The sequence below is a fragment of the Streptococcus pantholopis genome (genome assembly GCF_001642085.1).
In the GTDB taxonomy this organism is placed as follows: domain Bacteria; phylum Bacillota; class Bacilli; order Lactobacillales; family Streptococcaceae; genus Streptococcus; species Streptococcus pantholopis.
Map to the genome: position 1 here is coordinate 1,326,981 of NZ_CP014699.1, position 23,291 is coordinate 1,350,271.

23 protein-coding genes are annotated in these 23,291 nt (G+C 42.4%); 5 read left to right on the forward strand and 18 right to left on the reverse strand.

Features of this window, described 5'->3' with window-relative positions; all coding sequences use genetic code 11:
- Positions 1 to 114: 114 nt before the first annotated feature.
- The 6 genes from A0O21_RS06125 to A0O21_RS06150 form a co-directional block, all read right to left on the reverse strand.
- Positions 115 to 1,062 (reverse strand): YihY/virulence factor BrkB family protein, encoded by a 948-nt coding sequence (locus A0O21_RS06125; protein ID WP_067062913.1) that lies wholly within the window; start codon positions 1,060 to 1,062, stop codon positions 115 to 117.
- Positions 1,063 to 1,064: 2 nt separating this feature from the next.
- Positions 1,065 to 1,925: a methionyl aminopeptidase gene (locus A0O21_RS06130; RefSeq protein ID WP_067062916.1), complete on the reverse strand. Its 861-nt coding sequence runs from the start codon at positions 1,923 to 1,925 to the stop codon at positions 1,065 to 1,067.
- Positions 1,926 to 1,947: 22 nt separating this feature from the next.
- Complete coding sequence (gene spxR, locus A0O21_RS06135; RefSeq protein ID WP_067062921.1) at positions 1,948 to 3,234, reverse strand: CBS-HotDog domain-containing transcription factor SpxR; 1,287 nt, start codon at positions 3,232 to 3,234, stop codon at positions 1,948 to 1,950.
- Positions 3,227 to 3,781, reverse strand: coding sequence for a GNAT family N-acetyltransferase (locus tag A0O21_RS06140; RefSeq protein WP_067062925.1), 555 nt, complete (start codon positions 3,779 to 3,781; stop codon positions 3,227 to 3,229). The genes spxR and A0O21_RS06140 overlap by 8 nt, the downstream gene beginning before the upstream one ends.
- A gap of 161 nt (positions 3,782 to 3,942) precedes the next feature.
- Complete coding sequence (locus A0O21_RS06145; protein WP_067062930.1) at positions 3,943 to 5,202, reverse strand: UDP-N-acetylglucosamine 1-carboxyvinyltransferase; 1,260 nt, start codon at positions 5,200 to 5,202, stop codon at positions 3,943 to 3,945.
- Positions 5,203 to 5,512: 310 nt separating this feature from the next.
- On the reverse strand, positions 5,513 to 6,322 hold the full coding sequence (locus tag A0O21_RS06150) for a PrsW family glutamic-type intramembrane protease (RefSeq protein WP_067062933.1): 810 nt from the start codon (positions 6,320 to 6,322) through the stop codon (positions 5,513 to 5,515).
- A 389-nt stretch (positions 6,323 to 6,711) separates the two neighbouring features.
- On the opposite strand from A0O21_RS06150, the gene A0O21_RS06155 reads away from it, so the two are divergent.
- Positions 6,712 to 7,542: a CPBP family intramembrane glutamic endopeptidase gene (locus A0O21_RS06155; protein WP_082854424.1), complete on the forward strand. Its 831-nt coding sequence runs from the start codon at positions 6,712 to 6,714 to the stop codon at positions 7,540 to 7,542.
- Positions 7,543 to 7,674: 132 nt separating this feature from the next.
- On the opposite strand, the gene metK is transcribed toward A0O21_RS06155, so the two are convergent.
- A complete protein-coding gene (gene metK / locus A0O21_RS06160; protein ID WP_067062938.1) occupies positions 7,675 to 8,874 on the reverse strand; it encodes a methionine adenosyltransferase in 1,200 nt (399 codons plus the stop codon).
- A gap of 459 nt (positions 8,875 to 9,333) precedes the next feature.
- Here metK and birA point away from each other — a divergent pair, with 459 nt between their 5' ends.
- The gene (gene birA / locus A0O21_RS06165; protein ID WP_067062943.1) at positions 9,334 to 10,278 is read left to right on the forward strand and encodes a bifunctional biotin--[acetyl-CoA-carboxylase] ligase/biotin operon repressor BirA; all 945 of its coding nucleotides are present in this window, start codon (positions 9,334 to 9,336) and stop codon (positions 10,276 to 10,278) included.
- On the opposite strand, the gene A0O21_RS06170 is transcribed toward birA, so the two are convergent.
- From A0O21_RS06170 to A0O21_RS06180, 3 genes are all read right to left on the reverse strand, one after another.
- Positions 10,259 to 10,453 (reverse strand): DUF3272 family protein, encoded by a 195-nt coding sequence (locus A0O21_RS06170; protein ID WP_067065189.1) that lies wholly within the window; start codon positions 10,451 to 10,453, stop codon positions 10,259 to 10,261. The genes birA and A0O21_RS06170 overlap by 20 nt on opposite strands.
- Positions 10,454 to 10,659: 206 nt before the next feature.
- Positions 10,660 to 12,330: a DNA polymerase III subunit gamma/tau gene (dnaX, locus tag A0O21_RS06175; RefSeq protein ID WP_067062946.1), complete on the reverse strand. Its 1,671-nt coding sequence runs from the start codon at positions 12,328 to 12,330 to the stop codon at positions 10,660 to 10,662.
- On the reverse strand, positions 12,330 to 12,827 hold the full coding sequence (locus A0O21_RS06180) for a GAF domain-containing protein (protein WP_067065191.1): 498 nt from the start codon (positions 12,825 to 12,827) through the stop codon (positions 12,330 to 12,332). The genes dnaX and A0O21_RS06180 overlap by 1 nt, the downstream gene beginning before the upstream one ends.
- A 299-nt stretch (positions 12,828 to 13,126) precedes the next feature.
- Between A0O21_RS06180 and A0O21_RS06185 the strand changes: the two genes are divergently transcribed.
- Positions 13,127 to 13,312, forward strand: coding sequence for a hypothetical protein (locus A0O21_RS06185; protein WP_067062949.1), 186 nt, complete (start codon positions 13,127 to 13,129; stop codon positions 13,310 to 13,312).
- Positions 13,313 to 13,533: 221 nt separating this feature from the next.
- Positions 13,534 to 14,514 (forward strand): hypothetical protein, encoded by a 981-nt coding sequence (locus A0O21_RS06190; protein ID WP_067062952.1) that lies wholly within the window; start codon positions 13,534 to 13,536, stop codon positions 14,512 to 14,514.
- 160 nt (positions 14,515 to 14,674) lie between these two features.
- On the opposite strand, the gene A0O21_RS06195 is transcribed toward A0O21_RS06190, so the two are convergent.
- From A0O21_RS06195 to leuB, 5 genes are all read right to left on the reverse strand, one after another.
- Complete coding sequence (locus A0O21_RS06195) at positions 14,675 to 15,289, reverse strand: Type 1 glutamine amidotransferase-like domain-containing protein (RefSeq protein ID WP_067062955.1); 615 nt, start codon at positions 15,287 to 15,289, stop codon at positions 14,675 to 14,677.
- Between the two features lie 111 nt (positions 15,290 to 15,400).
- Complete coding sequence (locus tag A0O21_RS06200) at positions 15,401 to 16,186, reverse strand: L-threonylcarbamoyladenylate synthase (RefSeq protein ID WP_067062958.1); 786 nt, start codon at positions 16,184 to 16,186, stop codon at positions 15,401 to 15,403.
- 169 nt (positions 16,187 to 16,355) lie between these two features.
- A complete protein-coding gene (gene leuD, locus A0O21_RS06205) occupies positions 16,356 to 16,946 on the reverse strand; it encodes a 3-isopropylmalate dehydratase small subunit (RefSeq protein ID WP_067062963.1) in 591 nt (196 codons plus the stop codon).
- 90 nt (positions 16,947 to 17,036) lie between these two features.
- Positions 17,037 to 18,440, reverse strand: a complete 1,404-nt coding sequence (leuC, locus tag A0O21_RS06210; protein WP_067062967.1) for a 3-isopropylmalate dehydratase large subunit — start codon at positions 18,438 to 18,440, stop codon at positions 17,037 to 17,039.
- A gap of 125 nt (positions 18,441 to 18,565) precedes the next feature.
- Positions 18,566 to 19,606, reverse strand: a complete 1,041-nt coding sequence (gene leuB / locus A0O21_RS06215; protein ID WP_067062971.1) for a 3-isopropylmalate dehydrogenase — start codon at positions 19,604 to 19,606, stop codon at positions 18,566 to 18,568.
- A gap of 57 nt (positions 19,607 to 19,663) precedes the next feature.
- On the opposite strand from leuB, the gene A0O21_RS10890 reads away from it, so the two are divergent.
- Entirely contained in the window at positions 19,664 to 19,825 is a 162-nt protein-coding gene (locus A0O21_RS10890) for a hypothetical protein (protein WP_158511698.1), read from the forward strand.
- A gap of 303 nt (positions 19,826 to 20,128) precedes the next feature.
- Here A0O21_RS10890 and A0O21_RS06220 read toward each other — a convergent pair whose 3' ends face one another.
- From A0O21_RS06220 to udk, 3 genes are all read right to left on the reverse strand, one after another.
- The gene (locus tag A0O21_RS06220) at positions 20,129 to 21,688 is read right to left on the reverse strand and encodes a 2-isopropylmalate synthase (RefSeq protein WP_067062974.1); all 1,560 of its coding nucleotides are present in this window, start codon (positions 21,686 to 21,688) and stop codon (positions 20,129 to 20,131) included.
- Positions 21,689 to 21,962: 274 nt separating this feature from the next.
- Complete coding sequence (locus tag A0O21_RS11145) at positions 21,963 to 22,253, reverse strand: GNAT family N-acetyltransferase (RefSeq protein ID WP_418346436.1); 291 nt, start codon at positions 22,251 to 22,253, stop codon at positions 21,963 to 21,965.
- 268 nt (positions 22,254 to 22,521) lie between these two features.
- Positions 22,522 to 23,148: a uridine kinase gene (gene udk, locus A0O21_RS06230; protein WP_067062977.1), complete on the reverse strand. Its 627-nt coding sequence runs from the start codon at positions 23,146 to 23,148 to the stop codon at positions 22,522 to 22,524.
- Between the last annotated feature and the right edge of the window lie 143 nt (positions 23,149 to 23,291).

The window sequence follows — 23,291 nt, forward strand, 5'->3', positions numbered from 1 at the left end:
GCTTTTAGCCAACCCTCTGCTGCTTGGAATGAAGACAAAGACTTGAACAGCTTACTTCTGTCCTTGGGTTCACAGAAAAAAGCGGGACAAATCGATTTTTGTCCCACACTCTTTTTAATTTTTGTCGTTTTGCGCTGGCTGTCCATCTTTCTCAGAGTGTCCTTGAATCAGTGCAGCAAGTGTGCCCCGCCGACCTTCCAGCTCCCCATATCGGAGTTCTTGAAAAGTCGCATTAAAAATTGCACCTAAAATCAAAATACGGGCCAGAAAAATAAACCAGAGCATCAAAATAAAGATCACGACTGAACCAAATGTTTTCAAATCCACCATTCGCTCGAAGGTATTTAAAATATAGTGACTAACCATACTGCTTAAAAAACCCATAACAAAGGTGGTAAAAACAGTCCCCGGCAAAATATAACGAAGCCTTTTGATGCGGACATTGGGAAGTAAAAAATACAGCAGCATCAGTCCAATAAAAATCGTCACGACTGTTACCGGCTGAGATAAATTCAGGATCACACTGTAGAAGGTATCATTTAAATCATAGCGGTTGTCTATAGCCTGCAGAACCCCTTTACTGAAAGTTGAAAAAATCAAAACGAAAGTCAGTAGGAAAAGTATCAGAAGACTGGCTAAAATGCCGACAAGGTGGCCGATGACAAAGTCTCGGTGCGGCGAAACGCCGTAAGCTTTGTTAATCGCTTTCTGAAGCGAAGTCAGACTGCGCGACATGGTCCACAGTCCCGTCAGTGTTGCCACTCCTAAGATACTGCCGGACGGTCTTGAAAAGATATTAACAGTAATGGCTGATGCAGACCTGTAAATATCATCCGGTAAGTTGTCCTTCATCAATTTTAACAAATCAGAAATATCAATATTGAAATAAGGAAAAATGTTGGCAGCAATAACAATAAGCGGAAAAGCCGTCAGCAGCAGGTAATAAGCGACCGCAATTGAAGACAGGTCTACCTCAGCACTCCGATAGTGGCGCAAAAAGGCCTGAAAAGGCTCATATTCCAGCTTTGAAAGAAGGCTGTCTATCAAACTTTTTTTCTTCATTTTCAGTATGTTCTCTCTTCGCCTTGGCTAGTTAAAATTTGTGGTCCGTCTTTGGTGATGACAAATTGATGTTCATATTGGCAGGATAAACCGCCATCAAGTGTCTTATGCGCCCAGCCGGTTTCGGGATCTGTATCAATCTCCCAAGTTCCAGTATTAATCATGGGTTCAATGGTTAAAACCATGCCCTCACGCAAGCGGAGACCGCGGCCGGCAGTCCCGTAGTGGGGCACCATCGGCTCTTCATGCATTGTCGGTCCGACACCATGCCCGACCAAATCACGGACGACACCGTAGCCATGACTCTCTGCATAGGATTGAATGGCGGCACCAATATCACCGATACGGTTGCCGATAACAGCCTGTTCAATTCCTAAATACAGGGCTTCTTTAGTGATAGCCATCAGCTTTGCTGCCTCTTCTGAAACAGTTCCGACAGCATAAGCCCAGCAAGAATCCGCTAAACCACCCGTATAATTTTCAGTATACTGCTTCATCTCAGCGACATTATCAAAATTAAGTTTGGACACATCGACAGCAGACTTATCCAGAGGCTCACTTAAAACCATATCTACCTTTAAGAGGTCCCCCTCTTTTAATCTATAATGTCTGGGAAAGGCGTGAGCCACCTCATCATTTAAGCCGCAGCAAGTCGCATAAGGATAATCCATAATGGAGCCGGAAACCCCAATTTGCAAGGGCAGAACATTTTCTTCTTTGCAGCGCCTGCGGACATACTCCTCTACTTCCCACATATCTGCACCAGGCTTAATCAGCTCACGCAAGCCCTTGTGAATGCTGGCTAAAACCGCCCCGGCCCTGTCCATCGCTTCAATTTCACGCGCTGATTTCAATGTAATCATTAACTATTCTACTCCTTGATTATTAATTAATTTTTGTTGTGACAATGGCCTTAGCAACCATTTGGCTGTTAAGATAAACAGCAATATCTAAAAGCAGGCTGCGTCTGTTTTCGCTGATGATTTGCGGACGTACGGTAAGTTTATCATCAATCTGTACAGCTTGTAAAAAGTATAGCATCATTTGTTCAATAATGATATTTTTCTGTTTCTTTTGTGTTAAAACACGGACAGTAATCTCTTTAAAGAGTTCAGCCAGCACCCCTTGCGCCAAATTCCCAGTGTAATCAATCATAGCTGGCTCCACAACAAACTGATAATCCCCCTGAACCATCGAAAGATTCGCAATAATCTGGTCACTGTAGGTATAAAGATTATTTTGGCGGAGATTGTCAGGAAGGTTTTCCATGACCTGACGGCGGGTAATCACTCCCAGCAAACTGTGATGATCAGAGACGACAGGCAGCATATTGAGATCTTCAAAAATCATCTTCTGGCTAATACTGGCCAAACTCGTCCCAGTTTTAACAACAATAGGGTTCTCGGTCATGACTTCCGTCAAACTGAGATGCTCATCTTTTCCTAAAACATCCCGCATACTGATAACACCAAGAACTTGATTATCCGCACTGACAACTGGAAAGCGGACATGCTTGGTTTGCCTGATGAGACTGTGGTAAGCCTTAATATCCTCTGTTTCTGTCAAATAGCCATAATCTACTGCCGACTGATAGACTTGACCGACCGTTTTTAAATCTGTTTTGATACGCACATTAGATAAAGCATGGTTAATCATCGTAGCTACCGTGAATGTATCGTAGTGCGTAACCATTACGGGAATTCCCTGACTGTCAGCCAGTGAAATAACCCGCTTAGAGACTGAAAAACCGCCGGTTACCAAAATGGCATTATGATTTTCCAAAGCCAGCAGCTGAATATTTTCCCGATCACCAACGATGAGGAGGCCTCCTTTAACTAAATAGCGGCCGATATTCTGCTGTGTCATGGCACCGATAGAAAATTTACTGAATGCATGGCCAAGGCCGGCTTCTCCAGCCAAAACTTCTGAATCACTGATTCGGGCAATTTCAGCATAGGTCAGACGCTCAATACGAACACTGGGTTTTTGCTCCACTCGGACTGTACCGCTTCGCGGCCGAGTTTCCACTAAACCGCGGCGCTCACCCTCTTTAATCGCCCTGTAAGCCGTACCTTCACTGACCTGCAGATGATTGGCAATACTGCGGACGCTCACTCTTTTACCAATCGCTAAATGCTCTAAATACTCTAAAATTTCCTGATGCTTACTCATAATCATAATCACCTTTAAGAATCTGATATTCAGTATAATTCCGCATCTTATGCGAATAACGGTCGCTCCCTTTGAATTCCCTCATTAAACGAAAGCCACTTTTCTGGGCCACCCGACGGCTGGCAGCATTTTCCTTATGCACAATGATTTTTAAAGCCTGCAAATCCATAGCCGTAAAACTCAAATCGACCAAGTTCTGCAGACATTCGGTCATATAGCCCCGGCCCCAAAAATCTCTGTGCAGGAAATAACCTATTTCTGTTGTTCTGGTCACTGGATTTAGCTTTTCAAAACGGATAGCCCCAATCATTTTGCCAGTCTCCTGATCTTCAACAGCCCAAATACCTAAAGGGGACATCATGAAATAATGCACCAGCAGACAATCGCTTTCCTGCCTGCTGGCCTGAGCAGGAAAAATAAAAGAGAGATTCTGCGGATTGGAACAGATAGCCCAAAAATCATCACTGTCTGAAAAAGTAAAAGGACGCATTATTAACCGTTCGGTTGTCCAAAAAGCCAAACGTCCCAGTTCTGTCCAAATATCCATAGGTTTATTATACCATAACAGATTTAAATGTTAGCAGCATAAAAGAGAAAATGCTCTTGCTAAATACAGGAAACGGTCAGAAAAGAAAGAAAAAGCCTGAGACTTATGTCCCAGACCCTTTTTATTGTCTTACAGCTGCCAGTTTACGTTGCACCTTCTCTTCAGTCTGTAACAAGGTGAATATCAGCACCGAGAGCAGACAGCTTTTCGATAATATTAGAATAGCCGCGAAGGATAAATTCAACATTGCTAATCTGCGTCTGGCCATCAGCCATTAGTCCTGCAATCACAAGAGCTGCTCCTGCACGTAAATCTGTCGCTTTAACAGCCCTGCCCCGTAAATGGCTCGGCCCTTGGTAAGTAATTCTGTTTTTATCCGCTGAAATCGCAGCCCCCATTTTTGCTAGTTCAGGCACATGGTTGATCCGCTTTTCATAAATTGTATCGACAATCGTTCCCTGACCCTCAGCGCTTATTAAAAGGGGTGTGAGCGGCTGCTGAAGGTCTGTTGCAAAACCAGGGTAAGGTGATGTTTTAACAGAAACCGCCCGAAGACTGCTCTGTTTTTCAACATAAATAGCGTCCTCTTCAATCGTCATCCGAACACCCATCTCCTCCAGCTTAGCAATGTAGCTCTCAAGGTGCTCATAAAGAACATTTTTAATATGGACACCTTCTCCAGCAGCCGCTGCCAAAGCAATATAAGTACCTGCCTCAATCCGGTCAGGAATAACCTGATGGCGCGTTCCATGCAGCTTTTCAACACCATCAACAGTAATCACGTCTGTCCCAGCACCGCGAATACGGGCTCCCATATTATTCAGTAAAGTAGCGACATCAATAATTTCAGGTTCACGTGCTGCATTTTCAATCACCGTCCGTCCCTGAGCCTTGACCGCTGCAATCATTGTATTGATTGTTGCGCCGACACTGACAGTATCCATATAGATATGGGCCCCGTAAATTGTCTGATGAGGGGTCGTTAAATGCATGGACTCCCCTTCATAAGAAACATCGGCTCCCATAGCTTCAAAGGCTTTCAGATGCAAATCAATCGGACGGGGGCCTAAATCACATCCTCCCGGTAAACCGACAACGGCTTGGCCAAAACGGCCTAAAAGACTGCCGTAAAAATAATAGGAAGCACGCAGTCGGCTGATTTTGTCATAAGGTACGGGAATATTCTGAACACTTCTGGGATCGATTTCAAGCGTTTCTCCAGAATGCACCACTTTAGCTCCCATTGTTTCCATTATATCAACCAGACTGTCAACATCGGAAATATTAGGAACACCATCCAATACCACCACATCGTCTGCCAAAATAGCAGCCGGTATCAGCGCCACAACACTATTTTTCGCACCTGACACAGAGACTTCGCCTTTAAGCGGTTTACCGCCATTAATAATTATCTTTTTCATACTTCCAAAACTTTCTTAGCAAGAACTTAACCTCTGCATTTTACCATATTTCGAGACTTTTGACAAACCCTGATTTCTCAAGTTTTATCTAGGTAATCAGCAGAAAATAAAGACTTCTAAAACAGTTTAAAAGACAAAAATAACCACAGCAGCTAAAAAAACAAGCCATCAAGCCATATAGCATTTTTTGCTATAGTAAAAACCCTTAGTAGAAGTTAGAAACTTCCTCATAAGAGCTTTAGACTTTAACCGCACCTCTTTTTCGGAGAAACTTTGTACAGATCTCCATTTCTCAGCAAACTTCTTCCAACTAAGAAGTCAAAGACTTACGAGATTTGCCAAAAAAGACATAATAAAACAATGTTCCAAATAAAAACCAACTCACAAAGGTGAGCAGCACTTTTAGCACAATATTGCCATCAATCCAAGGGCTGTTCCACAAAACATGCAGAATTAGAGGAGAAATCAGCCATAAATAAGTCAGATAGGGTTTAGACTTCCCCTTTTCTACAAATAAGATGAAGCAGGCTCCGCTCAGCATAGCCGTCAGCAACCAATGAGAAGCAAAAGCACTTTCTAATCGCAGAAAGGCCTGCAGCAAAGGACTTGAAACCTTATCAATAAAAGCAGCAGTGACATAAGTATAGTCTTCTGACAGTTGAAAACCAAGACCTACTCCTAGACCAATTAATAGATATGCCGACAATTTTTTAGCCTTGACTAGATAAGCGATAACCAGTGCAATAACAAGTTTTAACCCTTCCTCTGCAAAAGGCGGAACAATACTGGCTGACCAATTATTTAAAAAAGACTGGTTACTGACAATCATTCCTAAAAACCTTGTCAGCCATAAGTTTAAAAGTCCTGACAGAGAGGCAATTCCTGCCGCTCCTGCCAAAAAAGACAGCCAAAAATGAGAAAGCTTCAGTTCCTCTTTTTTCGAAAAATAAGAGGCCAAAACTGCTAAAGGCAGAAAATAAAATAGGAGTAAAACTGCCATAGCCGCACCAAAAGTGTGCCATTGTTTAACAGACAGATTTAAATTAAAAAAGATAAAGCTTTCCCACATAAAGCCCCCAAAACAAAGAAGCCCCAGTAAAAAAAACAATAATTTACGCATACGCCACCTCCAACAACAAGGAACAAAAACCATTTGAAGCTCACAGCAAAAATGAGATGCTGAACGAAAAGATTAAGGATCTAGGACAGACTGTACTCTCAAAGCAGCCAGGCTTGTCACTCCGTTAACACATTGTACGATTGCATTTCTTCTTGGCAAAGAGCTTAGGCAGTGTTCAGTTCAGCAAGATACAAAGCCCGAAGAGTTTTTCTGGCATGACACCATTCCTCATTTTTAAGAATAAACTCATTTTTAAAAAGGCTTTCTTAGCTGTATGTTTATTTTACCACAAAGAAAAAAGGCTTATCTAAAGCCTGTCTAACAACTATCTCATTTTTATCTGTTTTTTATTTTTTTCTTATTGACAGCTTGCTAAAAGTTATGAAAAAATGGAAGCAGAAACAAGAAAGGATTTTATCATGATTAGTCACACAATTAAAGAAGCAAACGGCAAAAAATTACTGCTGCAAGGCTTAGCCGTTTTTTTGATCTTTTTCCTATTTTCTGATTTACTCAAAGGTCTGCCAGTCAATAAAGACAGCTCAGCTTTTTTCCCAAACTTTTTAAATTTCATCCTCAGTGCCAGTTTAGCTAGCTTTTGCTACTATCTTATCAAAACCGAAAAAATTTTTGATAAACCGATTAAATATTCTAAAACAAGCAAAGGGTTATTTGCGGTGCTGCTTTGTATTTTTACAGTTATGTTTTTAATCGTTTTCCGGGTTCCCTTTAATATTCTAACTGTTTTCAGCAAAGGACTCTTACCAGCGCTTCCCATACTTTTAGCGGCAACGGCTGCAGGAATTTTTGAAGAACTTTTAGTTCGGGGACTGATGTTTTCCGGCCTTTTGCAGCTCCTGCATCAGAAAAACAGCAAACGGCCGTTTTTAGGCGCTTCATGTCTTTCTGCCATCATATTCGGGGTGCTGCATTTTACAAATTTAATGACCAGTCCTTTTACAGCAGTGACTCAGCAAGTTTTTTATGCTGCTGTTTTTGGCTTAATTTTTGCGGCTCTGCGTATTAAGTATAATAACTTGTGGCTTCCGGTTCTTATCCACTGTCTCATCGATTTCCAGCCTGCTGTAACTTCAGGGCAGGCTCCTGCTGGCAATTCATGGATTAGCCTGCTGATTGTTTTTTTACCTTTGATTGTTCTTAGTTTGACAGTCTTAGCCAACTTTGACCGAGATTACCGGCAAAGTGATGAAAACAGTTAAAATAGTTAAGCCCTTTTTTCAGCTATCATAACAGTCAGAGAAAAGCCCCCTGTAAAATCAATATTATACTTGATTTACAGAGGGCTGTTCGTTTTTTAAAAAGGTTTACCAGTGGCTCTGACAGCTAAAATCCTAAGAATCTTGCTGCAAAGCAGTTTTTAATGCTTCAGTTTTATCTGTTTTTTCCCACGGAAGATCAAGATCTGTCCGCCCCATATGACCGTAAGCAGCCGTTTGACGGTAAATAGGACGTTTCAGACCCAGCATGTTAATAATACCGGCAGGACGCAAATCAAAAACTTGACGTACTGCCTTTTCGAGTTTGCCTTCAGCAACTTGGCCTGTTCCGAATGTATCGACACGGACTGAAACAGGCTGGGCCACACCGATCGCATAAGCCAGCTGCACCTCAGCTTTAGCAGCCAGTCCAGCCGCAACAATATTTTTGGCGATATAGCGGGCTGCATAAGAAGCTGACCGATCCACCTTTGTAGCATCTTTACCCGAAAAGGCTCCGCCGCCGTGGCGTGCATAACCGCCATAGGTATCAACAATAATTTTTCGTCCCGTTAAGCCGGAATCTCCCTGAGGGCCGCCAATAACGAATCGGCCGGTCGGATTAATTAAAATTTTCGTCTGCTCATCCAAGTATTCAGAAGGAATAATAGTTTTAATGACCTGATTGGTAACATCTGCATAAATTTGCTGATTAGAGACATCAGGGTCATGCTGAGTCGAAATGACTACCGTATCTACTCGAACAGGTTTATCATGAGAATCATATTCTACTGTCACCTGAGATTTGGCATCGGGCCTGAGATAGCTAATTTTACCAGACTTTCTCAAGTCAGCCAGTTTTTTAACCAGTTGATGTGAAAGTGAAATTGGCAGAGGCATCAGTTCTGGTGTCTCATCAACAGCGAAACCAAACATCATCCCTTGATCGCCGGCACCGATAAAATCCAAAGGATCACTCCCGCCTTTCTCACGAACTTCCAAAGCCTCGCTGACCCCTTGAGCAATATCAGCTGACTGTTCGACCAGAGATGGATGCACACCGACTGCTTCTGCTGCAAAACCATAATCTGGATGGCAGTAGCCTATTTCTGCAATTGTCTTTCGTACCAATTGATTTATGTCTATATAAGCTGTAGTTGACATTTCTCCAAAAACATGGACTGTGCCTGTATATACGGCAGTTTCCACAGCGACATGTGCGTCTGGATCTTGTTCCAAAACAGCGTCTAAAATAGCGTCTGAGATTTGGTCGGCAATTTTATCTGGATGCCCTTCAGATACCGATTCAGACGTAAACAGTTTGCGTTCTGACATAAAATGTCCCCCTTTTAATAATGTTTATCTGATTTAAACAGTCCTGCATTCTCTTACTAATCCTAACTTACAGACAGCTCTATAAGTTCAGAAAAAGAAAAAACAAAAAACCGTCATTCCAGTCTGTTAAAAAGTTACAAAGCACTGACTGAAAACCTGTTATCAAGACAGAATAATTGGCTTTTGAGCTATTAGTCAGCATAAAAAAATTCTTCATTAGCACCGCTTCTTAAGTTTTTTCAAATTTAGCAAACGGTTCTTTTTACTGCTGATTTTTTGCATTAATCTTTTCCAGAAAACAGATTATTACAGCCACCTTTTCGGGACTTATTAACCCTTTTATTGTACCATGTTTTTCACTCTTTTGTTATATCGATTTTTTATAAAAGATGACAGTCAGTCGTCTCAAAAAACAGCCTTATCACACTAAAATACAGTTAATTGTGCTATAATTTGATTATGAAAACCTACGAACACGTTTATCAGTTATTAAAAAAAAGCGATACCTTTATCACCGGTGAATATTTAGCTGAACAGCTCGGTCTTTCACGGACAGCAATTTGGAAGGCTATCAAAAAGCTAGAAAAAAACGGCATTATTATCGAAGCCGTAAAAAACAAGGGCTACCGGATATGCAGCGGCGATCTTCTGCTGCCGGAAAAAATTGCCGATGCACTGCAGATTGCTGTCTCCATGAATGACAACAGCCTCTCCACCCAGTTGGATGCTAAAAAAGGAATTGAAACAGCCAGCCAAACGCCTCACCTTTATCTGGCTACACAGCAAGGCAAAGCCAAGGGACGTTTTGAGCGCCCTTTTTTTACGGCAGAGCAGGAGCAGGGAGGCATCTATATGTCTTTGCATTTCAAACCTCAGCTGTCGTTCAATCAGACCAAGCCTTATACGCTGATGGTCGCTGCAAGTATTGTCAAGGCCATCTCCAGACTGACTGGCATTGAGACTGAAATCAAATGGGTCAATGACATTTATTTAGACGGCAAAAAGATAGGAGGGATTCTCACCGAAGCGATGACTTCCGTTGAAACAGGAGCCATCACAGATGTCATCATTGGAGTGGGGTTTAACTTCTCTATTAAAGATTTCCCTGAGTCCCTAACTGCTAAAGCCACTTCACTTTTCAGCACAGAACAGCCGACGATTAGCCGTAACCAACTGATTACTGAGATTTGGAAGCTCTTTTTTACAATTCCTGAAAAAGACTTGCTTAAAGTCTACAAAGAAAAGTCACTCGTTCTGGATAAGACCATTACTTTTATGGAAAACGGCCAAACCTATAAGGGGACCGCTTATGAAATTACTGATCGAGGAGAACTGCTGGTCAGGCTTGACAACGGTCAAAAAAAGACACTGACCAGCGGGGAAATCAGTCTTTCCTCTTGGTAGTGTCGAAAACATTTTTAGTGAACTGTGTAATCAGATAGGCCCGCTGTAAGTTACGCAGCAGCAAAATGCCCCAAAAAACAGCTATAAGGTAGTCTTGGCTAAAAATAGCATCATTAAAAAAATAAGTTTCAAAGGCACATACTACCGCCATTAATAAAAATTGTCCTTTAGTCATGCTTTTATTATAGCATATCTTCATCAATTCTAAAAAAAAAGAAATATCCGCTCCGCTTTTGCTGCTGCAGCCCAATCCGACTGACCGCCCCACCTTTTCTCTCTGCATCACTGCTGATGAGAAGCATACTTCAGATTACAACACTCTGAAGTATAGAAGCACAGCGATTTTCTCTTTTCATTAACTTACCAGCTGACCATCTCAAACTAATCGGCTACTGTCTCAATCTTATCGGATAGAAAAGCAAAGGCTTCCGGGATCAGATCATCCTTACCGTCTTCCTGCACAGCTTCCTCCTGTTTTTGACTCTTAAAGGTTTCTGCAAATTCAGCACGAATTTGATCGAAATCAGAGCGCGGAACCGCAAGAATATTTGGAGAAAAGCCTGCTGCCTGACTCATAATATTGCCAAAAACTGCGTTAAGGTCGCTTCGTTTCATGGCCTGTTCTGCATTAAATGCAGCCTTAAAAGCCAGAATAGCCGTTTCACTATTGGCAAGGACGGGCTCAGCCCCCAATAAAAGTGCGCGGTCCTGCGCCTTAATACTGTCTAGAATTTCATTCCATGCTTCCTTTAAAGCATCTAGGTAAGCGCGCGACTGTTCACTGTCAGCGACAGTCTCCTGCATAATTTTCAGTATTTTTTCTTTATCAACCTTATATTTGAAGGCTGTTTTGGCCTTAACTTCCGGTGGCTGTTTGTCTGATACCGGCTGACCGGAACGCAAGGCTGCTATTTCTTTTTTGAGTTGATTCAGCTCTTTTTGCAGCTCCTCAATTTCAGCTGCAGATGGGTTAGTCTGCTCGGATTCCAGAGGCATTTCTGCCAGCTGAATGGTCATCATTTCAGCATATACTTTTGGTTGAGTCCCCTGTTTAATAGACTGGAGGCTTGCAGTTATTAGATCAATCATTTTAAAGACTGTTTCCTGCTTAAAAGCGAGATTATCTTGAAAAGCAGCGCTTCTCTGAGAAGCATCCCCTCCCGACTGAACAACCAGCACGTCACGCAGATAGGTGAGCAGGTCAGTCGCAAAACGGCTCATACTTTTGCCGCTGTCAAAGATAAGACTCAAACGGTTCAGAGCAGATAAGGTGTCATGATGCAGCAAATCATTAACATAATCATCCAGTGCAGTCAATGAAATACTGCCGGTAATTTCTTCGGCAACCGCTAAGGTAACCTCCTTATCAGTTGTTAAACTGAGAGCCTGATCTAAGATAGATAAGGCATCACGCATGCCGCCTTCTGCCCGCCTTGCAATCAATGAGAGGGCTTCAGGTTCATAGCTGACAGTTTCCTGATCCAAAATAGCAGCCAGATGCGATTCAATCGCTGTTGATTTAATGGTTTTAAATTCGAAACGCTGGACACGCGAAAGAATAGTGGCTGGAATTTTATGAAGTTCTGTTGTTGCTAAAATAAAAACAACATTCTCTGTCGGTTCTTCCAAAGTTTTTAAGAGCGCATTAAATGCCCCTGTTGAGAGCATGTGAACCTCATCGATGATATAAACCTTGTAGGTTGCCCGGCTGGGAGCATAGGTGGATTTATCACGAATTTCTCTTATCTCATCAACACCGTTGTTTGAAGCAGCGTCAATTTCCATCACATCTTCTAAGCTTCCCTTAGTGATGTCACGGCAGATATCACATTGATTGCAGGGCTCGCCATCAACTTGATGCGGACAGTTCATTGCCTTAGCAAAAATTTTAGCCGCACTGGTCTTTCCGGTACCGCGCGGACCCGAAAAGAGATATGCATGACTGATTTTCCCGCTGGCTACGGCCTGTTTTAAAGTGGTTGAAATAACTGTCTGGCCAACCATTTCCGAAAAAGTCTGGCTGCGGTACTTCCGATAAAGGGCTTGGTACATTATTTGTTAACTCCGAACATTTCAAAATCCCAGCAGGTTTCGTCCAGAAGCAGTGAAACAAATGCTTCCAGATAGCTTTGATCAACAGCATCATAATCACCAATCAAAGCCGAATCTAAATCCAGAACACCAACCAGCTGACCGTTTTTAATCATAGGCAGCACAATTTCGCTTTTTGCTGCTGAATCACAGGCTATATAATTAGGGTAGGTTTCTACATCATCAACAATGACAGTTTCCTGCCTTTGAGCCGCTTCACCGCAGACCCCTTTGCCCATAGCAATCCGGACACAAGAAACATTTCCTTGAAAAGGACCGAGTATTAGCTGCTGTCCGTCAAAAAGATAGAAGCCTGCAAATACAGAATGAGGCAGGGCTGTTTTTAAAAGAGCGCTGGCATTGGCTAAATTTGCCAGTACATTAGGCTCGTCAGAAAAAAGAGACCTGGCCTGAGCCAATAACAGCTCATAATTTTCAATTTTCTTTTCTTTGTTCATGTTACTATTATAGCAAAAAACACTTAGATTAAAAGCAGAAAGAAACTGAATAAAAACTATTTTAGCTATCAGCTTCAAAGGCTGTGCCTTTAGACCGGCTTTATTTCGGCGAAACCTGCTTAAATGCTGATAAAAATTTAACAGCCAAGCAAAAGAAAAAGTCGTTTTTATTACAGATGTCATAAAAACTTAATATCCATCTCATTTCCTTAGTGCTATACTGGATTTGTTATTAGTGAATGAGACTGGTCTTCTGTGGAAAATGCCCGTATCACTTTCTGATAGAGCAGCAGCTGAGCATGGAAATGATATGGAAGCACGATTTTTCTAAAGCAGAATCAGGCTCTTATGATATTATTGAAGACCGGCCTAAAATCCTAATAAAAAAGATGGCTGACGCTATGTGCTTTGTACTAGCAATTGATTTGAAAAGCCGTAAACGTCTGAAGGCTTTGCAGTCTTTACAGCCTGCTGCACCCTTCTAGTCGTTCTGGCAGGGGTGCGTCTGCGAAATCAGAGATTTCGGACTTACCGCCATTTTCATACGGATTTTTTAACGGGCTTTGTATCTTGGTGGAATTGAACACGGCCTAAGAGCTGTGCAAAAAAGATAAAATTTCCTAGAGTCTTAACGACTCTTCGTCAATTTTCCTATTTTTGCTGTGCTCTTATAACGGCCTTTGTATCTTGGTGTAAGGAGAGGTTTATGATAAAAGAAAAGCGCAACAAGGGTTTTGTGGCGAATTTAGTTATTGGTCTTATTTTTTTGCTGATTGCTGTAGCTTATCTGGTTTTTAATTATTACAATACCGACAGTAACAGAATTAAAAGCAATAATATACTTTATAATGGTCAGGCGACTGCAGCTGAAAACGGCAGCAATCTTGTTATTGACATCTATGGTATCGACTATGAACCAATTGCAGATATTGACGGACACAATACCGTCCTTTGGCTTGTTGCATTTCGGGACGGCTATGTGGCTTTAGAGGCAAAGGAAGATGATAAAACAATTGCCCAGCTGATTAAAAAAGGAGACAGTCTGGCCGACAATCCTGAACAGTTGGCTGTTACTTACTATAATGCCAACTACAGCAGTAAAGAGCAGATTCAAAATTATTCTGCTTCTCTTAAAGGAATTATGGAAGAGATTGCAGATCCTTCATCAGATCTGAGCCAGAACTTTATTTATGACAACTATGTATCGCTTTCCCATCTGCAAAATGATCGGCAAACATCTTATATTGTTGGTGCTATTTTTGGGGGCCTCGGTCTTTTCTTCATTGTGACCGCATTCTTTACAAAACGCCGTGTCAATCGTGCTTACGATGAGCTTTATCAGCAATACCCTGAACTAAATGGCAACATTGCCTCTCTTGCTACCGAGTCGTCATTCCATGATGACAGCTTGCAGATTGTTGTTTACAAGCACCACCTAATCAGCTATTATCAGGGACTGAGTTTAATGAATCTTGATGAAATTGTCCAGCTCTACCATCATATATTAACGGTAAGGCGGTCGTTTATCGCAGTCAGCCGCCAGTCTACTTTGATTGGTTTGAAGGATAACGATAAAAAACAATACCGTGTCCCAATTAAAAACATCGGCAAAAAAACGGATGACCAGCTGCAAGCGACTTTTAATTATCTGCATGAGCATTTCCCTCATATCCAGTTAGGAAAGTAGAAACACTGATGCCAGACTTTATATGATTTTTGGCCGCTTATAAAAGCCTGCTGCAAAAGACTCATACACTTGCAGCAGGCTTTTTAGCATTTGGTAGACCGGCAAAATCAAAAGATGGGAAAGCGAACGCTTTTCTCTAATTTCTTTAGCATTTACCGCCTTATTCTCCCAGAATCCTATAGCCCTTTTCGGTGACAAAAACAGCTTGGTGATTATTAATTGGAAGGAGCTGCACCTTATCCCGATACACTTCTATGGTCTGCTGACAGGCGGTTGCAAACGGCTCTTCACCAAAATGAGGTAAAATCGAAAAATCAACTAAATCAAGGGCTGTCGTATCGGTCAGTTCGGGTGCCAAATCAGAACTGTCCATTATCCCGGCATAGGAGATATCAGGTGCCGTAATAATCGCTCCTGCTGATTCTCCGGCATAAAGCATCCCTTCCGACAAACGCCTGCAAATAAGAGGCAGTAGGTTTTTCTTCTTTAACTCCTGCAAAAGATAAAAGGTATTGCCTCCTGAAACAGCTAAAACCGAGCATGTTTCTATCTTTCTTACGGCGTCTTTTTCTGACATTTCTGCAATATCTGCTGAGGTGACCGTTAACCCGAGCTCTTCAAAACCCTTATAGACCTGATCGATAAAGTGCCTATACTCTTCAACTTGGGCTGCTGTTGTGATAAACAGCATGTCCTTTCCTATTTTATCCTTATTTAGTACAGTTAAGAGAAGGTCCTTTGTCTCTGCAAAGGATGAAGTCAAAAATAAAGTCATCAGTAAAACTCCTTTCTTGATGATTAATGACAAGCAAGCTGAACTGTATTTGTATGACAGGTAAAAGCAGAAAACAAAACTATCATTGTCCCCAATGATAGTTTTGTTTTCTTAATAGTATTCTCCTTGGCGGTAGTCCCATGAATTGAAGTAGTCAGACAAGTGCATCATTATTTTGTCAATGTCAAGACCTTTGCGGATAACCACTGGACAAGGTGTAATAGAACGGCTCCCTTTTCCTTGTTCAGGAATTAAAGTTCCGTCTGCATCTACCATCGAAACCATAACACCTTGTTCATAGCGAGTCTCTACCGTCTTATCCGGCTGGATTGATGCCACATAATCATCGGCTTCAATAACAAGATCAACATATGATTCAATACGCTGACCGATACCTTCCACTTTCCCGCGGTTGCCTTTTCCTGACGGGTTAGCAGACGAAGCATAGACCATACGTCCCTCTTTTTCCCACATTTCCTTAGCAATCTGTTCGCCTGCTACACCAAATTTGATAACAAAACAAGATGTGCCGCGACTATCCGTCATCAACTCCTCACGACCGTCACCGTATGCCTGCAATTGCTCATAAGCCTCTTTCCGCCAAGGCAGAATACAGCCAAGAAGAATGTCTTCATCCCAGTGTTTTTGATAAAAAGCGTCAATTTCAGGCGTCAGCTGAGCAAGAGCGCGCAGTTCTTCCATACTGCCGCAAAGTACCACACCTGGTTTATTGCGCTTACGCTCTTTGGCTGCAAATTTACGTTCCAGTCCTTGCTTATCAGCAGTCATAATAATATAGCCTACCTTAGTCGGACAGACAATGACACCGCCCTGACTCTTAACAATATCAAGGCCTTCTTGTGACAGCTCGCCGTTCCAGTGGATATGTTTCGTCATAACAGATTGTTCTCCATCTAAATTTTAATCATACCTTATTAGTTTATCATGCTCACTTGCAAAAAGCAATAAATTTTCTGAATTTTCCAAACTGGCAGTTCAACATCAGCAGCTCCTAGGTGAAACTGCTGCTGTAAAAAGCAAAAACCTTTATACTGCTGATTGGAACTTACTGCCAGTATTTAGGCCGATTCTTTTCATAATCTGCAATAAGCTTTTCATACTGCAGAGTGATGCCAATATCATCTAAACCCTTTAGCAGCTTATTCTTCCATTCCCTGTCTATATCAAAATGAAACCTTCCTACAGGTGAGATGATGGTCTGTTCAGCCAAATCTACTGTCAGCTCATCATCAGGCTTTAAAGCCGATAATTTTTGGCGTACGTCCAAAGGCTGAACAATTGGCAAAACGCCGTTGTTGAGATCATTATTATAATGGATATCGCCAAAAGAGCCGGCAATAATGACTTTGAAACCATAATCTGCCAGGGCCCAGGCCGCATGTTCACGCGATGACCCTGCACCGAAATTCTCACCTGTAATCAGAATTGTCGCCCGACGGTAAGCCGGCTGATTAAAAATAAAATCAGGATCTTCTGTATAGTTATCGTCAAGGTAGCGCCATTCGTACATCAAATATTTTCCAAAACCTTTTTTGTCGATCAGTTTCAAAAATTGTTTAGGCAGTATTTGATCGGTATCAATATTATCATTCATCAAAGGAACAGTTGTTCCCGTATATACTGTAAATTTATCCATTATTTTCTCCCAGCGGCTAGCACTTAAACTTTTCGTCCGAGTTTTGTGACCAAAACTCAGCTGCTCTGCAAAATTTTCGGATCTGCTGCTTTAGCTGTCTAATACTGTTTTCAGTCGGCTTTCCGGGAGCTGTCGAACATCAATAAAGTGCCCTGCTATAGCTGCTGCTGCTGCCATGGCCGGACTGCATAAATGAGTCTTGGCCCCTACGCCCTGCCGATCTTCAAAATTGCGGTTGCTGGTGGAAGCACAATGTAGTCCGTTTGGTACCTTGTCCGGATTCATCCCCAGACACATGGAGCAGCCAGGTTCACGCCATTCAAAACCAGCATCTGTGAAAATTTTGTCCAAGCCGACTCTCTCAGCTGCCCGCTTAACCGGACGGCTCCCCGGAACCACAATAGCTGTTAAATGAGGAGCAATATGCTTACCTTTGACAAACTTTGCCGCTTCCTTCAGATCACTTAAACGCGCATTAGTGCATGAGCCTAAAAAGACATAACCCAATTTAATATCTTTAGCTGTTTGTCCGGGTTCAAGCTCCATATAATGATAGGCCCGTTCGTCATTCATATCGCTGATTTCCGGAAATGGCCGGCCAAATTCCACACCCATAGAAGGATTAGTCCCCCAAGTGACCATCGGTGCTAAGTCGGACACATCTAATTCAATGACTTTATCGTATTCAGCATCTTGATCAGATACCAGAGTTCGCCAATCGGCTACTGCTGCATCAAAATCTTTCGGAGCATACTCTTTATCTTTAAGATAGTCAAATGTTTTTTGGTCAGGATTCATAATCCCCATTTTAGAACCAAACTCAATAGACATATTGCAGATTGTCATTCGCTCTTCCATACTTAGATCATCAATAGCTTCACCTACATACTCGACCACATGGCCGACCCCGACAGCCACTCCGTAACGGGCAATCAGAGCCAAGACATAATCTTTAGAATAGACCCCTTTTTGCGGCTTGCCGATAAACCGAACCAGCAGTTTTTTAGGCTTAAGCTGCCAAATGGTTTGAGTCGCAAAAACATGTTCAACCTCTGTTGTTCCGATACCAAAACCGATAGCGCCAAAAGCACCGTGGGTAGCCGTATGGCTGTCACCGCAAACGATAAACTTGCCGGGCTGAGTACGTCCGGTTTCCGGTCCGACCATATGCACAATACCCTGATGCTCAGATCCGTGACTGGCATGAGGAATACCAAATTCCACGACATTACGGGCTAAGGCATCCATCTGTGCTTTAGAAATCACATCACGGATATCGTAAATATTAACAGTAGGGACATTGTGATCAAAAGTGCCGAATGTCAAGTCCGGCCGGCGCACCTTCCGACCGGCTTCTCTCAGACCGTCGAATGCCTGAGGACTAGTCACTTCATGGATATAGTGCTGATCGACATACATGAGCTGGGGTTCCCCCTCTTTGCCGGTTATGGTATGCCTTTCCCATAATTTATCAAAAATCGATTTTCCGCTCATCTTATTTCCCTCAAAAATTCACATCAGGCCTAAAACAATCAGCTGCCGGCTCTAGCAAAAACTCGGCCGGCAGGACAGACAAGGTCATAAACACTGATGGCTACTGCTAAATATTGCAAATCAGCTCAATCCAAATAGCTGATAACAGCTTCAGTTACCTCTGCTGTATCAGCACTGCCGCCTAAATCTCTTGTCATTATCCCTTGTTTCAGTGTCTCAGATACAGCTCTTTCAATCATTTCTGCACCAGCAGCTTCTGCAAAAGATTCCCGCAGCATCATAGCAACCGATAAAAGCATTGAAATTGGATTAGCAATCCCTTGACCAGCGATATCAGGAGCAGAACCGTGGATAGGTTCGTAAAGACTCGGCCCGTCTTCTGAATGGCTGGCTGACGGCATGACTCCCAAAGTTCCGGGCAGGACAGAAGCCTCGTCTGATAAAATATCGCCAAAAAGATTTTCTGTCACTATCACATCAAAACGTGACGGATCGGTAATCATCAGCATTGCTGCACTGTCAACCAGCTGATGTTCAAGTGTTACATCTGGAAATTCTTCTGCCACTTCATCAGCAAGCCGATGCCACAATTTAGAAGTGGCCAGCACATTTTCCTTATCAATACTGGTGACTTTCCTGCGGCGTCTCCGAGCAAGGGTAAACGCTTTATACAGAATACGGCGAATTTCTTCAGCCGAGTAAGCATTAATATCATGCGCCTTATCTGCCTCAAGCTGATGCTCGCCAAAGTAAATGCCGCCTGTCAATTCCCGTACAATAACAAAGTCCACATCTCTAATAAGCTGCTCCTTAAGAGGTGATAAATGCTTAAGAGCAGGAAAAATCTGAACCGGACGGATATTAGCAAATAAATGGAGTTCTTTGCGTAAAGCCAGTAGACCCTGTTCCGGTCGCACAGGAACTTGATTGTATTCAGGACTGCCAATAGCCGCCAGCAAAACAGCATCTGCTTTTTTGGCAGCTGTCAGCGTACTGTCTGGCAGCGGATGGCCGCTGGCAGCAATGGCCGCCCCGCCAAAAAGCCTTTCACTGACCTCATAGTTAAACCCGATTTTACGAGCTGCCGCAGCTAATACCTCCAGCCCTGCGGCCATAATCTCCGGCCCAATGCCATCACCGGCCAAACTTACAATATGTTTTTCCATCTCATCTCCTCATAACAAGATACAAAGCCCGTTTAAAAATCCGTATGAAAATAGGGGATGGCAAGTGATGCTGGCATCACGATGACAGCCATCTTTTTCACTAGGATTTTAGGGCGTGTTCAGTTCATAAGATACAAAGCCCGTTTAAAGAGCAAAGCAAAAATGACGGTAAGTCCGAAATCTCTGATTTCGCAGACGCACCTCTGCCAGAACGGCTAGAAGGGTGCGGTCGACTGTTAAGGCGACAAAGCTTTCAGTCGTTTACGGCTAGCGGTAACTAGGTAACGATACAGATTTCCAGTCCCCTCACTTCCCTTTTCTAGGTTCGGGCTGAAATCATCCACTGGATGATTTCACTGCACAGCTCTTAGGGCGTGTTCAGTTCAACAAGATACAAAGGCCGTTCAAGCTCACAGATAGTAAGCCGGAAATTTTTATCCTTTCTGACTCACTTTTGATAGCTTTATTTGAGCCGATAGTCAGCCTTTGTCATTTCTCAAATATTCTTTTTTATATTTCTGTTTAATTTGGAAAGTCATGTTCTGATACTTTATGTCCGATTTCACCGGCATTCTCTTTCTGTACCAGAGTATTGGCATTGATGTAAGCAATGGCACTGGCTTTTAAGACATCAAAATCAAGACCTGAGGCATTAAAGATAGTATCAGTATCAATATTTTCAACAGAAACCAGCACACGCGCCTGCGCATCAATACCGTCTGTAACAGCTTCAATATTGTAGCTGTCCAGTCTGACAGTTTGATTGAAGAATTTGTCAATTGCGTTAAAAATGGCCTCAACTGAGCCCTGGCCATTAGCCAGAACTTCAACAATTTCATTATCAGCATTAATCATAGAAACAGCAGCCGTCAACGTTTCATCAGCATTCGATGTCACTTTAAGATTATTAAAGCGGAAACCTTCCGGATTTTCAACGTCTCTTCCAATAACCAAGGCTTGGATATCTGCATCAGTAATATCGTGTTTTTTATCTGCTAACTGTTTAAATTTGGCGAAGAAATCAGCTATCTCAGATTCTGAAAAATCAAAACCAAGAGCTTTTAATTTTTCAACAAAAGCGTGACGGCCTGACAGTTTGCCTAAGGGCAGCGAATTCTGTTTCACTCCCACAAGTTCGGGGGTAATAATTTCATAGGTCAGAGGATTTTTTAGAACGCCATCCTGATGAATACCCGATTCATGTGAGAAAGCATTGCCGCCGACAACTGCTTTGTTTTTTGGAACAGGGATCCCTGAGTAGCGCGACACCATGTCTGAAGTATTAATCGTTTCATTGAGCACAATAGCAGACGCTGCTTGAAAGTAGTCCTGACGAATATTAAGCGCGACAGCTACTTCCTCAAGGGCGACGTTTCCGGCACGTTCACCAATTCCGTTAACCGTTCCTTCAACACGGCCGGCACCGTTTTTTATAGCAGCCAGCGTATTAGCAGTAGCCATTCCGAGATCGTCGTGGCAGTGCGGACTGAAAATAACAGTGCGGCTTGTTTTTACATTTTTTATCAAATAATCAAAGATAGCACCATATTCTTCCGGCGTTGTAAAGCCAACCGTATCAGGAATATTGATATAGGAAGCACCAGCATCTACTGCCGTCTGCACTACTTGAAGAAGATAGTCCAGTTCGGTACGCGTAGCATCTTCGGGAGAAAATTCCACTACATCAAATTTCGTCCGCGCATAACGGACATGCTCCTTGATAATATCAAGGATTTCCTCTTTTGATTTTTTTAGTTTAAACTCTCTGTGAATGGGACTGGTTGCGATAAAAACATGGCACTGCGGGTATTTAGCCTCTTTAATAGCTTCATAGCAGGCATCAATATCTGACTTTACAGAACGAGCTAAAGCAGAAACAGCAGTTTTTGTCATCGCCGCAGCAATTTGTCTGGCTGCTTCAAAAGAGTCCGGGCTGGCAGCCGGAAAACCGGCTTCAATCGAAGAAATGCCCCATTTTTCCAGCTGTTTAGCGATAGCAACTTTTTCCTTAACAGAAAAATTCACCCCCGGTGTCTGCTCGCCATCACGAAGCGTTGTATCAAGAAATTCAATGTTACGCATATCAAACCACCTTCTAAAAATCCTGACAGCTGCTCATGTTATGCAAATGCTAAAGCCTGGGCACACAGCAGCAAAATCATTAACAAAAAAACATCCCGCAAGGTTAATTCCAAGCGAGATGCTTTTTTACTCCCGCTTGGTAAGCCAAACAGGACTAATGCTTTTGCATTAGCCCTCATCCCGCAATAGTAAAACTGTTTTTGCTGCGAATGTCATTTGACTGATTCCCTTCCTTTATAACTTGTTAACATGATATAATTTTCTGATTATTTTGTCAATAGGCAAAATTTAAAAACTGAAAAGTGTAGCAGACAAGTCCCTTATTTATGTTGTCTATACGGCACAAGCTGCTGAGAGCCTTATTACGGTAGATGATATCCTTTCGTTTTGTAAAGCCGACACTGTCCCAAAAGGCATTTGCTGTCTGATTTTCGGTAAAAACCTGCAGAGCAGCTTTATGAATCCCTTCTTCTTTCAGGGCTTCTAAACTGTGATTCACCAAACTGCCTATTATTTTTTCCGGCGGTAGTTCGGATGGACCGTGTGATAAATATAGCCCCGACATCCGTCATGTCCTGCCATAATGGCTCCGATAAGATTTTTGTCAACTGCGGCAACAAAACAGGTCTTAAGATTGCGCCTTAAAAAACAGCCACTCCTTCTTTTGAATCATCCAGATGGTTTAAGCCCAGCCCTTGGCAGGATAACCAAAGCTGATAAAGTTTACCATAATCTTTCAAATACATTATCAGGATTATTATAGGGTCCCTTTTCACTTAAAACAAGATGTACCAGCGGTAAAGACCATATCAGCTTTTGTTTTTCCATCTCAGTTAGTTTGGATTTAAAATACTGGCTACCTTTGTATTGATTAAATCAATGGCTACAGTATTTGAAACCCCTTCAGGAATAACGATATCGGCATAGCGCTTTGTCGGCTCAATAAATTGATGATACATTGGCTTAACAACTGTCATATACTGCTCAATAATGCTGTCCAGACTGCGGCCTCTCTCCTGCATATCCCTCTTGATACGGCGGATAAGACGGATATCATCATCTGTGTCCACAAAAAGTTTTATATCCATCAAATCCCGTAAACGTCGGTCTTCCAGCACTAAAATCCCTTCAACAATAAAAACATCCTGCGGTTCCTGACGGTAGCTTTGGCGGCTGCGCGTATGACGGGTATAATCATAAATAGGAATATCAACCGGACGTCCAGCAATTAATTCATTTAAGTGTTCAATCATAAAAGCCGTATCGAAAGCTAAAGGATGATCATAATTTGTCGTTACACGTTCTTCAAAGGTGAGGTGGCTTTGATCCTTATAATAAGAATCATGCTCAATCATAGCAATTCGGGCATCAGGAAAATTGGACAGAATCGCCCGCGATACACTTGTCTTGCCGCTCCCCGAACCGCCTGTTACCCCTATAATAATCGGTTTTTTAGCCATTTTTCACTCCCAATCTTATATACAATGAAAAGCAAAATCTGCCGGCTGCACCGGTATTGTCATGCCTCGATTTTCAGCCGGTATCATTATGTCTTTCACTTTATTTTACCTTAATTCATGCTATAATAAAAGCAGTAATTTTT

What these genes read in the sequence shown, in the direction of transcription:
- A0O21_RS06200 (WP_067062958.1), bottom strand. Translation starts at nt 16,186, where the DNA reads ATGACGAAACATATCCACTGGAACGGCGAGCTGTCACAAGAAGGCCTT.
- A0O21_RS06140 (WP_067062925.1), bottom strand. Translation starts at nt 3,781, where the DNA reads ATGGATATTTGGACAGAACTGGGACGTTTGGCTTTTTGGACAACCGAA.
- A0O21_RS06180 (WP_067065191.1), bottom strand. Translation starts at nt 12,827, where the DNA reads ATGAACAAAGAAAAGAAAATTGAAAATTATGAGCTGTTATTGGCTCAG.
- leuD (WP_067062963.1), bottom strand. Translation starts at nt 16,946, where the DNA reads ATGGATAAATTTACAGTATATACGGGAACAACTGTTCCTTTGATGAAT.
- A0O21_RS10890 (WP_158511698.1), top strand. Translation starts at nt 19,664, where the DNA reads ATGGCAAGTGATGCTGGCATCACGATGACAGCCATCTTTTTCACTAGG.
- A0O21_RS06185 (WP_067062949.1), top strand. Translation starts at nt 13,127, where the DNA reads ATGGAAATGATATGGAAGCACGATTTTTCTAAAGCAGAATCAGGCTCT.
- leuC (WP_067062967.1), bottom strand. Translation starts at nt 18,440, where the DNA reads ATGAGCGGAAAATCGATTTTTGATAAATTATGGGAAAGGCATACCATA.
- A0O21_RS06170 (WP_067065189.1), bottom strand. Translation starts at nt 10,453, where the DNA reads ATGACTAAAGGACAATTTTTATTAATGGCGGTAGTATGTGCCTTTGAA.
- A0O21_RS06125 (WP_067062913.1), bottom strand. Translation starts at nt 1,062, where the DNA reads ATGAAGAAAAAAAGTTTGATAGACAGCCTTCTTTCAAAGCTGGAATAT.
- birA (WP_067062943.1), top strand. Translation starts at nt 9,334, where the DNA reads ATGAAAACCTACGAACACGTTTATCAGTTATTAAAAAAAAGCGATACC.
- A0O21_RS06155 (WP_082854424.1), top strand. Translation starts at nt 6,712, where the DNA reads ATGGAAGCAGAAACAAGAAAGGATTTTATCATGATTAGTCACACAATT.
- udk (WP_067062977.1), bottom strand. Translation starts at nt 23,148, where the DNA reads ATGGCTAAAAAACCGATTATTATAGGGGTAACAGGCGGTTCGGGGAGC.
- metK (WP_067062938.1), bottom strand. Translation starts at nt 8,874, where the DNA reads ATGTCAGAACGCAAACTGTTTACGTCTGAATCGGTATCTGAAGGGCAT.
- A0O21_RS06150 (WP_067062933.1), bottom strand. Translation starts at nt 6,322, where the DNA reads ATGCGTAAATTATTGTTTTTTTTACTGGGGCTTCTTTGTTTTGGGGGC.
- leuB (WP_067062971.1), bottom strand. Translation starts at nt 19,606, where the DNA reads ATGGAAAAACATATTGTAAGTTTGGCCGGTGATGGCATTGGGCCGGAG.
- A0O21_RS11145 (WP_418346436.1), bottom strand. Translation starts at nt 22,253, where the DNA reads ATGTCGGGGCTATATTTATCACACGGTCCATCCGAACTACCGCCGGAA.
- A0O21_RS06190 (WP_067062952.1), top strand. Translation starts at nt 13,534, where the DNA reads ATGATAAAAGAAAAGCGCAACAAGGGTTTTGTGGCGAATTTAGTTATT.
- A0O21_RS06130 (WP_067062916.1), bottom strand. Translation starts at nt 1,925, where the DNA reads ATGATTACATTGAAATCAGCGCGTGAAATTGAAGCGATGGACAGGGCC.
- A0O21_RS06145 (WP_067062930.1), bottom strand. Translation starts at nt 5,202, where the DNA reads ATGAAAAAGATAATTATTAATGGCGGTAAACCGCTTAAAGGCGAAGTC.
- A0O21_RS06195 (WP_067062955.1), bottom strand. Translation starts at nt 15,289, where the DNA reads ATGACTTTATTTTTGACTTCATCCTTTGCAGAGACAAAGGACCTTCTC.
- A0O21_RS06220 (WP_067062974.1), bottom strand. Translation starts at nt 21,688, where the DNA reads ATGCGTAACATTGAATTTCTTGATACAACGCTTCGTGATGGCGAGCAG.
- dnaX (WP_067062946.1), bottom strand. Translation starts at nt 12,330, where the DNA reads ATGTACCAAGCCCTTTATCGGAAGTACCGCAGCCAGACTTTTTCGGAA.
- spxR (WP_067062921.1), bottom strand. Translation starts at nt 3,234, where the DNA reads ATGAGTAAGCATCAGGAAATTTTAGAGTATTTAGAGCATTTAGCGATT.